General features: G+C 48.5%; 11 protein-coding genes. 8 read left to right on the top strand and 3 right to left on the bottom strand.

Going from position 1 to position 13,845, the window contains the following annotated elements; translation table 11 throughout:
• Positions 1-61: 61 nt before the first annotated feature.
• Together OO017_RS17780 and OO017_RS17775 are read left to right on the top strand one after the other, a co-directional pair.
• Entirely contained in the window at positions 62-436 is a 375-nt protein-coding gene (locus OO017_RS17780) for a hypothetical protein (RefSeq protein WP_266054047.1), read from the top strand.
• A 632-nt stretch (positions 437-1,068) separates the two neighbouring features.
• Positions 1,069-1,500 (top strand): DUF2147 domain-containing protein, encoded by a 432-nt coding sequence (locus tag OO017_RS17775; protein WP_266054046.1) that lies wholly within the window; start codon positions 1,069-1,071, stop codon positions 1,498-1,500.
• A gap of 127 nt (positions 1,501-1,627) precedes the next feature.
• Here the strand turns inward: OO017_RS17775 and OO017_RS17770 are convergent, their stop codons facing one another.
• Positions 1,628-2,095, bottom strand: coding sequence for a hypothetical protein (locus OO017_RS17770; RefSeq protein WP_266054045.1), 468 nt, complete (start codon positions 2,093-2,095; stop codon positions 1,628-1,630).
• Between the two features lie 196 nt (positions 2,096-2,291).
• Here OO017_RS17770 and OO017_RS17765 point away from each other — a divergent pair, with 196 nt between their 5' ends.
• Both OO017_RS17765 and OO017_RS17760 read left to right on the top strand, forming a co-directional pair.
• On the top strand, positions 2,292-2,882 hold the full coding sequence (locus tag OO017_RS17765; protein WP_266054044.1) for a hypothetical protein: 591 nt from the start codon (positions 2,292-2,294) through the stop codon (positions 2,880-2,882).
• 127 nt (positions 2,883-3,009) lie between these two features.
• Positions 3,010-5,562, top strand: a complete 2,553-nt coding sequence (locus OO017_RS17760; RefSeq protein WP_266054043.1) for a T9SS type B sorting domain-containing protein — start codon at positions 3,010-3,012, stop codon at positions 5,560-5,562.
• Positions 5,563-5,673: 111 nt separating this feature from the next.
• On the opposite strand, the gene OO017_RS17755 is transcribed toward OO017_RS17760, so the two are convergent.
• On the bottom strand, positions 5,674-6,234 hold the full coding sequence (locus OO017_RS17755) for a cytochrome c oxidase subunit 3 (RefSeq protein WP_266054042.1): 561 nt from the start codon (positions 6,232-6,234) through the stop codon (positions 5,674-5,676).
• Positions 6,235-6,570: 336 nt separating this feature from the next.
• On the opposite strand from OO017_RS17755, the gene OO017_RS17750 reads away from it, so the two are divergent.
• From OO017_RS17750 to OO017_RS17735, 4 genes are all read left to right on the top strand, one after another.
• Positions 6,571-7,152 (top strand): hypothetical protein, encoded by a 582-nt coding sequence (locus OO017_RS17750; RefSeq protein ID WP_266054041.1) that lies wholly within the window; start codon positions 6,571-6,573, stop codon positions 7,150-7,152.
• Positions 7,153-7,355: 203 nt separating this feature from the next.
• The gene (locus tag OO017_RS17745; RefSeq protein WP_266054040.1) at positions 7,356-7,850 is read left to right on the top strand and encodes a DUF4920 domain-containing protein; all 495 of its coding nucleotides are present in this window, start codon (positions 7,356-7,358) and stop codon (positions 7,848-7,850) included.
• A gap of 199 nt (positions 7,851-8,049) precedes the next feature.
• On the top strand, positions 8,050-9,906 hold the full coding sequence (locus tag OO017_RS17740) for a glycoside hydrolase family 13 protein (RefSeq protein WP_266054039.1): 1,857 nt from the start codon (positions 8,050-8,052) through the stop codon (positions 9,904-9,906).
• Between the two features lie 124 nt (positions 9,907-10,030).
• Positions 10,031-11,116: a mechanosensitive ion channel family protein gene (locus OO017_RS17735; RefSeq protein WP_266054038.1), complete on the top strand. Its 1,086-nt coding sequence runs from the start codon at positions 10,031-10,033 to the stop codon at positions 11,114-11,116.
• A 76-nt stretch (positions 11,117-11,192) separates the two neighbouring features.
• Here the strand turns inward: OO017_RS17735 and OO017_RS17730 are convergent, their stop codons facing one another.
• Positions 11,193-13,622, bottom strand: a complete 2,430-nt coding sequence (locus OO017_RS17730; RefSeq protein ID WP_266054037.1) for an outer membrane beta-barrel family protein — start codon at positions 13,620-13,622, stop codon at positions 11,193-11,195.
• Positions 13,623-13,845: the final 223 nt, after the last annotated feature.

Genomic DNA, 13,845 nt, shown 5'->3' with positions numbered 1-13,845 from the left:
TTTTAACGTACACACAACCATAGCAGGGCCACGGAGGCCCTTTCGGGTAAAATTCTCAGCTATGGTACATCCTTACATCATAAACACACTCAACGCGCTGGTGCTGCTTATTGCCGGGCTCATTCTATACTTTACCAATCCGGCAAAGCCCCCAACCGCACTGGTAGCACCTTTTTTCGGAGTTTTGCTGCTGGCATGCACGTACCACCTGCGCAAGCATAATCGCTTTGTGTTTAACACGGTATCGGCCCTTACCCTGTTGGCGGGGCTTCTGATGATCTGGCAGATAGATCCGGACGGATTTGAATGGAACCTGCACTATATTCTATTGCTTTTCATGGCGTTCAGCTGTTTTGTGGCCGTTGCCTTTTATGTGGGTACTTTTGTGCAGGAGCGGCGTATGCGCAATAACAGAATCTACAAAGAAGACCTTTAATGGCACATCACTAACACAGGTGTAAAAAAAGAAACACCTGATGTAGCCCGTCAAAGTACATCAGGTGTTTCAGAATCCTTCAATTTCTCAGTAAGCGGCGTCCTGTTTTTCAGTTTGCCATCTTTTAAGAAGACCAAAGGTAAATCGCTATCTGCGTAAGCAGTAGCCAGTACTGCTTACTAAGCCAGCTCACCTTTTACGTGAACATTATTACCTTGGCTTACTAAGACGACCGATGGATTAGACATAGCACCTCCTTTCTCTTTAGTCCGACATAAACCTTAAGCCGTCACTGCGTTAGTATAACCCAGCTTTAAACTTAAAGGCCGTGGCACCCGCCACTCACTTTTGTATAAAGATAAAAAAACGGTTAAAAGTTCACAATGTTTCCGGCTTTATAGGGATACTTTCCAACCGGTTCATTCCTTTTTATCCCCCGTTTTTGGCCACATTCACACAACCTCCTGACATTAAGAAACCTATACTTTAACATACATTACACCATTGCGCCGGCACCAAAAAATATTCAATGAAATTTATTATAATTGAGGCTCGAATTTTGAATAGAGCAGAAATGTAGATTAAAAAAAATTCATAAATTACGTTGCAAACAAACAACTAACCTAATTCCAATGAAAAAGCACCTTTTAACCTTAGTAATGCTCATGCTCTTTACCTCCGGTGCCTGGGCCCAGAAACTGTCGCCGCTCGGGGTTTGGACCAACGAAGAAGGCAAAGCCCAGTTCGAGATTTATAAGTGCGGAGACAAACTATGCGGAAAAATCGTGTCGCTGAAAGAGCCGCTTCGTAACGGAAAACCTAAGATGGATGACAACAACCCGGAAAAGAAACTGCGCAGCAGGCCGCTTATAGGCATGCGCTTTATGGACGGCTTTGAGTATGATGGCGACAACAAGTGGGATGACGGCACCATCTATGATCCGGAAAGTGGCAAAACCTATTCCTGTTACATGAAAATGACCGGCAACAACAAGATGGAGGTGAAAGGCTACATAGGTATTTCACTGATTGGCCGCACTCAGTATTGGACACGCGTGAACTAAGGTTCGGCAGGTATAAACACAAAAGGGTTAGCCATACAGCTAACCCTTTTTTATTAACCCTTTACCAGCCTATTAACTCATTTTAAGCCTTTGGGGTTTTTAATGTTTAAGTAAAAAGTATAAACTTCTAAAATACTTGCAAAATCTTATAGCTTTTGTCTCTAAATACGAAAGTTTCACCGGCTGTTTTCCCCATCATGGCCTTACACAGCGGCGACATACCTGAAATCGCGAAGTATGATTCACCGTCCAGCTTTATCTCTCCCAGGCTCACCCCTATAAAATAGTTCTGCAAGTCTGTATGCACCACTGCCCCCAACGATACATCGTGGTTTGTTTTAGTGGCGTTAATGCGGCGCAGCACACTTTGGGTTGTAATAAGCTCGTCTAATTGGCGGGCATACATGTCACGCTGTATGTGGCAGTTCTCCCTGTAAGACTCAAATTTATCTTCCATGGCTCCCTGGTGGTCATTCGCGCTCTCCTGGGCCTCATCCATTGCATCTTTGGCTGCCTTTATCTGCGCATTCAGCAGCTTGTTACTCTCCTGTAGCAAGCGCTTTTTTGTCTCGAGTTCTTGTGTAAGTATTTCCATTGGGTTTTCAGGGTTTGCCGCAGCAATGATCACAGCCGAGGCTTTTGTCGGCTTAAAGCATACTTTGGCTTTTGATGGTTAATTTAAACTTTTAATCTTAAAAACTCTTCTAGATAATACCGCCCGGGCAGGCAAAGCCAGAGGTATAGCTTTAAAACTATTTTGAGCGATACATGTTAATCAGTTAAATATTCAGATGCCATTTAACGATTTTTTCAAGCGAATGTTGGGCTTTAGAAAGAAATTGCCCACATGTAGCGCCCTAAAGCGCTCACCCAAGTTCCTGGCCGCCTACCAGCGCTGGGTTAGCAAGCAGGTGTACCTCAACTGGACTGGCCCGTTTTTCAGGGCTTATCATTACCAAAAGGCAGGAATGCCCTGCAATTACCGGGTTCAGCTGCTGCAGGAGGAGCATTTTAAGGGCGCTGTTTTCTTTTATGACCCCTCCATTGGCCCTGAAAATTTTAGCTTTTTTTTCGAACTGCTTAAAGAGCGCGTCCTGCAGCAGGGCTACACATTGCATAGCGGCAACAAACTACAGGTGCGGCACGAGCGCTATACCGAGCAGATAGAGAAACTGCTGTTAACACCTCCCGCCTCCGATGTGCCTGGCTCCAGCCTCTGCAACCAACTCTTCGGTAACGTCATACTCGATTACATTAAAGTTAACAAGCATCCTGGGTTTATACGTTTTGCAGCCAACACTTACCACGATGCCCACTTCTCAAAGCCACTTCCGTTTGAGGAACTGCTAGAAAACACCCTACAGCCTGAAGAGAAGACTTGAAAATAAATCATTTGCAGCAACAACAGCAACCACGGTAGTATAGTATAATCTTCTTAGTGAACGTGTTTAATATCCACAGATTAAGTTATATTTAAGACAGATTTACATAAACTCTCTGGTAATGCCTATGCTGCAACGTTTACTCCTTCTGATCTTCCTGATGTGCACGAGTATTTACTCTGCCCGCGCCACGCATATTGTGGGTGGAGAGTTTGAAATGCAGCACATCAGCGGGTACAATTATAAGCTGACCCTTAACTTATACTTTGATGTCGTTAATGGAAGTACTGGTGCCAAAGATCCCTATATATCTGTCAACATCTTCAGCAAGGCAACTAACAGAAACATTGGGCGGGCTACCCTTAATCTGTCAAACACAACGGCGGTACCCTATACCAATATAGATTGCACCGTAGGGGAGCTCCGTACCGACAAAAGGATCTATAGCTCTAACATCTACCTGGATCCTAACATCTACAATGATCCGGCAGGATACTATATAACCTGGGAGCGCTGCTGCCGCAACCGTACCATTAACAACATTGTAAGGCCGGAGGATGCCGCCCAGGTATTTTACATGGAGTTTCCGCCGGTGGTGAAAAGCGGGCAGTTTTTTCAGAACTCCTCTCCCATTCTATTTCCTCCGCTAAGTGACTATGCCTGCGTTGGCGAGCTTTTCTATTTTGAGTTTAACGGTACCGACCCTGACGGCGACTCACTGGTGTATGACATGGTTACCCCGATGAACGGCTTTACCAGCTCAAACATGCCGGCGTACTATAATCTGAATTACTACCCTCCGGTATACTTGATGGAGCCGCTGCCAGCACCGTACCCGCTGATACAGTGGCTGCCGGGCTACAATACCAGTAGTCAGATACAAGGCTCACCGCCCATCAATATAGAGAAGCAAACCGGCTTGCTAACCATGAGGCCGGCACAGAAAGGTCTTTTTGTATTTGGCATACGGGTGCAGGAGTACCGAAATGGAATGAAGATTGGCGAAGTGCGCCGTGATTTCCAGGTGCTGGTGCTTGATTGCCCCAGAAACCAGACGCCGAAAGTTGTGGCGCAGGTAAAAGGGAAGAAAAATCTATACGAAGAGGGACAGGTTCTGCGCATTAACTCCTCCGACACAGAGCGCTGCCTGGATGTGCTTTTTACAGACCCGGACATGAGCGAGTTTGTAGAGCTGCGGGCCCGCCCGGTAAACTTCTCTGCCGGCACCTATACTTTTACCGGAACCACTAAAGGCCGTATCAATCAAGGCGCTACACAGGATACCCTGAGCGCCACCATTTGCTTTGACGAGTGCTTCGATACGGAGGGCAAAGTATACATGATGGACTTTATTGTGAAGGACGATGGCTGCAGCCTGCCGCGCCAGGACACGGTCCGGGTCAGCTTTGTGGTAGAACCCCTACCCGATGCGCCACCTGCGGTCTCGCTGTCCACTAACAAACGCGTGTTTGAAGTACGGGAAGGTGACCAACTCAGCTTCGATGTGCTGGGCCTTGACCCAGACGAGGATGTTGTCTTTTTATCGGCCCAAGGCCGGGATTTTGACATTGGTACGGAGCAGATAAAATTTGAGAATAAAAGCGCTGCCGGAGAGGTCAGCTCCCCTTTTACCTGGGACATAACCTGCGAAACCCTGAAAAAAGAAAGCTACACGTTAGACTTCGTAGTCCGGAGTACGGTATGCAACAAAGAAGTTACCCGAACGGAAAGTATAGAAATACGGCCTATATCCAACAACAATGAACCTACCCTTAGCTCCGATCAGGAAGTAACCACGATAGAACTGGAAGTAGGAAAACCCTTTACCGCCAATATCTTCGGTCGTGATGCAGACCAGGACATGCTTACGCTAAAAGCCAGTGGGGAAGGCTACGCTTTGGAGCAGTATGGCATGCAGTTCACCAGCACGAATGGAGCAGGCGCAGCAGATGGCCTCTTTACCTGGACCCCAACCTGCGAGGCATTCCAAGGTAAGAACCTGCGTGTAAAGTATACTTTGGTGGAGGATGCCTGTGACTCCAGCCCGGACAAGGAACTGACGCTGGAGTTTGTGCTGAAGGCCCCGAACAACGCCCCCACACTTACCTCAGACCAGACGACGTATACCTTTGATCTGAAACTGAACGATGCCTTTGAGGCCAACTTTGACGGACTAGACCTAGACCTGGACAACCTGATCATGAGCGCTGAGGGAGATGGTTTTAACCTGGCAGATTACGGCATGCAGTTTACAGCCGCTAACGGTGCTGGAGAGGCAAAAGGCAAATTCACGTGGATTGCCAGCTGCCCCGCTACAGAAAGGGAGTCAGTCCGCGTAAACTTTACACTTCAGGAGGACGCCTGCGATCCTAAGCCACAACGCCTGACACTGGAGTTCAGGGTGGAGGCGCCGAAGGTAGCAGATTACGTTCCCGCGAACATCTTTACGCCAAACGGCGATGGAAAGAACGACTACTTCCACATTCCGGGACTACCGCCTGAGTTCTGCACCGCCACCTTCACAAGCATACGCGTGTTTAACCGCTGGGGCCGTGAAGTATATCGCAGCAATGACAGCAGCTTTCAATGGGATGGCAAGGACGTAAACGACGGCGTGTACTTCTACGTGATAGACTATGGCACCACCTCTTACAGGGGCAGCGTAACCATTGTGAGGTAGCGAAGCCAAGACATAAAAGACGCCCGCTAAAGTTTATCAAACTCTAGCGGGCGTCTTTATTTATACATATATTAGCTAAGACATAAACACCTTACATTAACACTTTAAACACTAAGCTATAAAGAGTAACACCAGGTACAGACCCAGCCATAAGAAATCGAGAAAGTGCCAGTAGCTGTTCAACATGGATAGCTGCAGGCTCCTGAAAGGATCCCGGATAAAGACAAGGCTGCGTACGGCATCGCTGTTAACGTAAATGGTCTTGAATACCATAAAAGACAGGAAAATAATGCCTCCTGATAAGTGCAGAATATGTAAGGCAGAGATCAGGTACAGGTAAGTGCCGGAAGATTTTCCGCTAAAGTACACGCCGGTTTGGGTCATTTCGTTCCAGCCAATAAGTTGCGCCCCAATAAACAAAAGGCCAAGCCCGAGTGTAGCGCCCAGGTAACGCGCCATTTTTTTAAGTTTCTCCTGCTTATAAAATCGGGGTACTTTAGAGATGGTGTAACTACTGAAGAGAAGAAGGATCGTGCTGATGCTAAAGAACTTTGGCAACTCAAACTGCCCTTGCGGGAAGCCGCCGGTACGGGCAAAAGCAACCACCAGCACAAAAAACAACACCCCAATACCCACCATACTCAGGTACAGCAACATCCTGATTGGATGCATTCTCTCAATCCTTGTAAAGGCAGACCGCTGTTTAGGGTTAACTTGGTTCTTTTTATCCTGGTTCATCCTCTGCTCCGTTATCCTATGCTCTTAAAGCTGGCGTTGTTGTATTTACATGCTACACCTGTTTACGCTAGTATTTTATACTTTTACACCCTTGTTATAGTTTTGCAAAAACACTGTTTATTTCGTTTAAACACTCCTCATCCCTATAAACCAGATCAGAAACTTTTTGTTGCACTGCTTTCTGCCGTAAAAGTATAGTAACACCCAATCACCTTTGCCAAATCATTTGCGTTAGAAGAAGTAACAGCTTACCTCCTTTAACACTGATCTATGCAGATAAAATTGTACTTACTCTACCTACTATTGCTGTTTCCGCTGCTTTTCCCAGCATCTGATGCTACAGCACAAAGAAACCGGGAGCCTTACACCGGCAACAACAGGGTGTTGCTAGCGCTTGATGGCTACGCTGGGCGGTATCAGTTTATATCGGAGCAGGTGCTGGTACGGTATAACAAAGACCTGCAGCAACTGGAGTGTGTTGTTCCCGTCGAAACCCTGGTACCGCTACACGACTCTATCCCACAGAACATGGCTTACGAGGTACTTTTCGGAGCTGTGTACCCACAACTGTACATCACGCTGGCAGCACCCGTGCAGCAGATAAACGCCGGCAGCCTGAGCCCCGAAACCAGAAGGCTCTCAGCCGCAGTACGGATACAGGATGTGACGGACGACACCGTGGTGCCCGTCAGCTTTGTACCTGAAAACAATTCCTTTCACTTCTCCACTACCTTTGACTTGAACCTTGAGAACTTTCAGGCCTCTATTCCCGTGGCGTACGTTCCGCTGCTCACCGGCCGCTTGCTCATAACCGTTGACCGTGCCCACTGGATTGATTTGAAAAGACGGTAGCAAAACGCAGGCCACACAAAAACCAACATAATTATCTGTTTATCAATAAATTAAAGTACATTTATCGTTTTTATACTTTAAGCATAGATCCGCGTTATATGTTCAGTTATTCACAGGATAGTTGCCTTATCTAATCTGTAAATGCAGTTGTTTGTGTGCCTCAATTTGCTACATTTGTTAAGCTATCACCTGATAACCCTCCTATGAAAAAAATCTTTTATTCCGTCGTAATGGCGGCAGCTTTGTATGGCTGCAACCAAAGCCAGCAGGCAGCAGAAACAACCCCTGATACAGTAGCATCAGCTAAAGGCACTTCTTTTGGTGCTTCCTTCGCTGAAGAAAATGTTATGGCTGGTAACCAATTAGCAGCCGCAGCGGCAGGCAAGGATTCCGTACAGGCAACTGTGTCTGCAGTTATCGTGGAAAGTTGCCAGTCTAAAGGTTGCTGGATGGATGTAAAACTTGCGGAAAGCAGCTCTATGAAAGTAACCTTCCGCGACTATGGCTTTTTCGTGCCGACCGAAAACCTGGCCGGCCGCGAGGTAATTTTTACTGGCACTGCGAAACGCGAAGTAGTCTCTGTGGAGGATCAGCGCCACTACGCAAAGGATGCGGGTAAAACCGAGACCGAGATAGCCGCTATTACCGAACCTAAGGAAGAGCTTCGCTTTGTTGCAGATGGCGTTATCCTGAAGTAACCACTACACAGTAAATAAAACAAGCTTCTGTTAAAGGATGCCTGTTTTTAATTTTATACAGCTGAAGCTAAAGCGTTAAGGGAGACAAAGTATAAAAGTATAGGCGCGGGAGGGATAAAATCATACTTTCATAGCTATTTAAGTATACTGGGGCGTTGCTCCTGACTTACATTTCTAACCCTAATTAAAGCAATTGCATATGCAACGGAAAAAGCTACTTATACTTTCCTTTTTTCTCGCCACGCTGCACCTGGCAGCTTTTGCCCAGCAGCCGAAACTGCGGGTAGAACCTGCCTTCTGGTGGGCAGGCATGAAAGACCCAAGCCTGCAACTCATGCTGCACGGCGACAACATCGGCAATCTGAAACCGGTGCTCAGCCAGACAGGCGCAGAAGTTAAAGATGTAATCAAGGTAAAAAACCCTAATTACCTGTTCATCAACCTAAACCTTTCTAATGCAAAACCGGGAAAGTTTACCCTTCAGTTAAAAAACGGCAACAAAACGGTTCACCGCTATACTTACGAACTAAAGCAGCGGGAAGCAGGTGCGGCTAACCGGGAGGGCTTTAATAGCACTGATGTGATCTACCTGATCACCCCGGACCGCTTTGCGAACGGCGACCCTAAAAACGATACCGTAAAAGGTATGGCCGATAAGCTGAACCGCTCCGATAAAACCGGACGCCATGGCGGTGATATAGCAGGTATCATACAGCACCTGGACTACATCGAGGATATGGGATTTACGGCGCTGTGGGTAAACCCGGTGCTAGAAAACGCGCAGGCCCGAACCTCATACCACGGGTACTCCACCACCGACTACTATAAGGTTGACCCACGATTCGGAAGTAACGAACAGTATGTGGCGCTATCTGCACAAGCTAAGCAGCGTGGCATTAAGCTGGTAATGGACATGATCATGAACCACATCGGCTCGGAGCATTGGTGGATGGATGATTTGCCGACTGAAGATTGGCTCAACTTCCAGGGAGATTTTAAAACTACAAACCATCGTCGCGAAGCCCTACAGGACCCATACGCCTCAGCGTACGACCGCCGTTTGCATACCGATGGCTGGTTTGTGGAGTCTATGCCAGACCTGAACCAGAACAATAAGCTACTGGCTACCTACCTGATACAGAACACGCTTTGGTGGATTGAGTACGCTGACCTGGGTGGAATCAGAATGGACACCTACTCCTACCCTGACCCGGCTTTTATGAGCGAGTGGACACGCCGTGTGATGGAGGAATACCCGAACTTTAACATAGTGGGCGAAGAATGGTCTTTGAACCCGGCTATTGTGGCCTACTGGCAACGCGGAAAAAAGAACCCGAACGGTTATACTTCTTACCTACCCAGCATGATGGACTTCCCGATACAGGGCGCCCTCACAACCGCTCTCCGCGATGATGAAAGTGGCTGGGACACCGGCTGGCTGCACCTCTACAATGTGTTGGCCACTGATTTCCTTTATGCCGACCCGCAGAACCTGGTGGTATTCCCCGACAATCATGACATGGACCGTATTTATACCCAACTTAACCAGGACGCAGCGCTCACCAAACTGGCTTTAGCCTACATCCTGACCACGCGCGGTATACCACAAATATACTATGGCACCGAAATACTGATGCACAACGAGGAAAAAGATGATCATGGCATTATCCGCACGGATTTTCCGGGGGGATGGGCCGGCGATAAAACCAATGCTTTTACCGGCAAAGGACTTACGAAAGAGCAACTGGAGATGCAGCAGTTTACCAAAAAGCTACTGAACTGGCGCAAAAACGCCAAGGCGGTACAGGAGGGTGAGCTGACGCACTATGCCCCTTATAAAGGGGTATATGTATACTTCCGCCAAAAAGATAATGAGAAGGTGATGGTAATCCTGAATAAAAACGAAAAACCTTACGAGCTGGAACTGGGTAAATTCGCTCCCGAGTTAAATGGCGTAAAACAAGGCACCGATGTCATCACCGGCAGAACTTACGATTTGGGTCAAGGCAAAATCACATTGCCGAACAAGGCACCGCTGGTGCTGGAGCTAAAATAAGCACCTACTAAAACAATTCGAAACGGCGCCCTGTTTGCAAACGGGGCGCCGTTTTTTTATACTTGTCCTTATCCTTCATCAGCTATACAACTATGCTTTAGCTACAAACCTTTCTTTATACCTCATGACAGAGCTTCTGCAAAGAGTATACTTCCACAACACAGTACAGACTTATCTGATTGCGCTGGGCTTCGTGCTGCTTGGCTTCGTACTGATTCGTTTCTTCAAAAGCAGGATCCTAACCCGCATAGCACAGTTAACGCAGAAAACGAAATCAAACTTTGACAACCACCTGGTTGAAAGCATTGACCGCTTCGGCATACCCGTGCTCTACTTTGCCGTACTCTACGCCGGGCTGGACTACCTGACCCTGCCCGCCAGGGCAAACAAAATTATATTGCTGGCCACCATGGTTGTGATCACGTACCTGGCTATCCGGATCGTGGCCTCCACAGTACTCCTGCTGCTGCGTTCCTACATCAGTAAGCAGGAGAATGGCGAGGAGAAGGTAAAGCAGCTTGGTGGCGTTATACTTGTCATCAACATCATCATCTGGGGATTTGGTATCCTGACCCTTCTCGATAACCTCGGCTACGATGTAACCACCGTTATCGCGGGCCTGGGCATCGGTGGTATCGCCATTGCCCTGGCCGCGCAAAACATACTTGGAGACCTTTTCAACTACTTCGTCATCTTTTTCGACCGGCCTTTCGAGATCGGGGACTTTATTATTATCGATGACAAGATGGGTGTGGTGGACAAGATCGGCGTGAAAACCACCCGCGTGAAAAGCCTTTCGGGGGAGCAGCTGGTGTTCGCCAACTCCGACCTGACCAACTCGCGCATCCACAACTACAAGCAGATGCAGCAGCGTCGTGTGGTGTTTAAGCTTGGGGTGATCTACCAAACCACGTACGAGCAGCTGGAGGCCATACCTGTGTTGCTTCGCAAGATCGTGGAGGAGCAGGAGCCCGTGCGCTTCGACCGGGCACATTTTGCCTCCTACGGCGACTCCAGCCTTGATTTTGAGGTGGTATACTATGTGCTATCCTCCGACTACAACAAATACATGGATGTGCAGCAGCGTATCAACCTGCGCATCTTTAAGGAGTTTCAACAGAGAGGGATTGAGTTTGCGTATCCTACGCGTACGCTTTTTATGGTAAATGAGGGCAAAGAGGAACAAGAGCAGCCCGCCAAGCCATTCTAGCCACTGCCAAAACAAACAGTGAGGGGCACACCTGATGCAGGTGTGCCCCTCACTGTTTTAGGTGCTTAGCAACAGTTTAGTTGCCTCCTGCCCTGTTCACCTCCTCCAGGTCAACATTGCGCTTGCTGGCCCTGAACTCCGCTCCTTTGCTGAAGCGATAGCGCAGGTTTACCCTGAAGCTTTGTGAGCCGGTATACTGGCTCGATGTGATTGTGTTTCCATTGATGTTAGTGCCGCCTTCAACCCTGCGCGTCTTAAAGATATCCGTCACGCTCAGGCTCAGATCCAGCCTATCCTCCATAAACGAGCGCTTCAGGCCTGCATCCACCCCCCAGTTGGCCTTGATATGGTACAAGCCATAGGCCATCGGCCCTTGGTAGGCAGCATTCAGCTCCAGGCGCACATCCTTTGGCAGCTGGATGTTGTGGTTAGACTGTGCAGAGAACGAGAGCTGTTGGTTCTCTAAAGACTGGTCGTTTAATTCCTTGATAAAGCCCTGGTACGCCAGTGTGGCGTTATTGTTTATCTGCCATCTTCCGGAAACCTGTACAGGGGCTACCAACGTTGCATGGAAGCTCTTCAGGTCCTCCACATTCTGCTGCTGGAAAACCGTGGTTTTATCGGCAGAGTTCTGCATCGGTATCTCTGCTATAAAGTCCTTTGTTACAGCGTAGCCAAGCACCAGGTTATAGTTTTGCTTGAGCACCTGCGTCACCGAGAAGGAGTTCGTGTACTGCGGCTTCAGGTAAGGATTACCGGTTACCCAGGAGTATGGATCAATATAGAAAATGAAAGGATTGAGCGCATCGTAGCGTGGTCTGTTGATGCGGCGGCTAAAGCTGTAGCTGACCTGGTAGTTTTCGCTGACGTTGTGCTGAATAAAGAGACTCGGGAAAAGGTTCAGGTATGTCCTGTCGGTCTTCTGGTCCAGCGTAACGGAGTTACCCTCTGCCACTGTCTGCTCGGCACGAAGGCCTCCTTTTACTCTCAGGAACTTACCCAGCTGTGTAGAAAAAGAAGCATAGGCAGCATAGATGTTCTCTTTATAAGTAAAGTGGTTGCTTCTGCCAGTATCGATCACCTTTCTTCCGTCAGAGTCCTTATAAAAGCGCAGTTCATTGTCTGATTTCACGTGGCTGGCTTTGGCACCAAGCTCCAGTTTCCCTGCCTTGCCTAGCTGTTTTGCAAAATCGACTTTGCCGGAATAGATGTCGTAACTAGTGGGGTTTTCGGTTAGCAGGCGCTCTTCTAGGAGCGGTGAGTTGTTCCCCAGGCTATCCAGGCGGTTTTGGAAAGTCGCGTCGTTGTCACTGTTCAGGCGCACATAGTCCAGGTCAGCCGAAAGCAACGTCCCTACCGTGTCCAGCTTGCCGAGGTAGTGCAGGTTCAGGGTGCTGTTGGCGTTTGCCGATGTGGCCATGTTAAGGGCATCAACTAGCACATCGTTGGCAGGTTTTCCATCCTGCAGGTTTGCTTTCGTCACTATCCTGTCGTCGGTACTGTAGAGAGAAAGATCTCCCAGAACACCCACACTGTGCCGGTTGTCCAGGTCATAGTCAGCCCCGATGCGAAGACTGGGCGTAAAGCGCCTGGCCTCTTCCCTTATGTGCTGGTTCAGGCGGCTACTCTCCTGGCCACTGAAAGTGCGCTGCATCTCGTTCAGGCGGAAGCGGGTGCGTTCTGCCACATCCAGCGAAGCAAAACTACTTAAGGCGTTTTGCTTATAGTTGATATCAGCACCCGCAGTATAGCCGTGCAGCTCGTTGTATTGGTAGCCGCCATGGACGCTACCGTTTAACCCGGCTGTTTCGTTCTTTTTAAGGTTGATGTTGATGATTCCGGAGGCGCCCTCTGCGTCATACTTTGCAGCCGGGTTTGAGATTATCTCCAGGTCTTTGATGTTTTCGGCAGACATACTCTGCATCATGTTCTGCAGCTCTTTGCCGCCCAGGTACGAAAGCTTCCCGTTGAGCATCACCTGTACTCCCGCTTTGCCGTTCAGCTTAATGTTTCCATCCTGGTCTACCCATACCCCCGGGGACTTAGCGAGTACTTCGAAAGCAGTGCTGCCTCCTGCCAAAGCTGTGTTCTCCACGGTCACCACAGTTTTATCGGCAAGTGCTACAACGGTTGGGCGCATGGCCTGTATGGTTACCTCTCCCAGCAACTGAGCGTCTTCCTGCAGTGTGAGCCTGCCAAAGTCTTTGCCTGAACCTGAAGCGTTTATCTCGAAAGCCTCCGTTTCTGTAGTCCGGTAGCCCAGCATGGTCAGCTTCAGTTTATACTTGCCAGCCACCGGGCTTTGAATCACAAAGCCACCTTCCATGTCGGCGATGGTACCTGTTACAACAGCGTTATCTGCGGCCTTCAGTACAGCCACGTTTACAAACCCGAGCGGTTGCCCCTGTTCATCCAGCACTTTTCCGGTTAAGGTGCCGCTTTGCTGCGCCTGCACTGTGAGGCTGAGTAACAGCAGCATAATTGAAGTGAGTAGAAGAGATTTCATAGTTATCAATTTTTAAGTTTTGGATTTAAGGTCTGCGGTAATCGCCGCCGACAGAACAAAGATGCAAAAGCCCTGTAGCGCGTGAAACCAGGTTCTGATGAAGTGGGATATGTATGGGTTGAAATGGGATATGCCCTGACTGAAAAGGAAAGCCATGTAGGAGAAACAGGCTTTTAGCGGATAGAATGGCGTTTCGGCGCCTGCAACAAGAGCAAAGGAAGCT

Source organism: Pontibacter anaerobius (assembly GCF_026241195.1).
GTDB lineage: Bacteria > Bacteroidota > Bacteroidia > Cytophagales > Hymenobacteraceae > Pontibacter > Pontibacter anaerobius.
The sequence above is the reverse complement of the archived record's forward strand: the minus strand, read 5'-3'. Positions and strand labels throughout refer to the sequence as shown.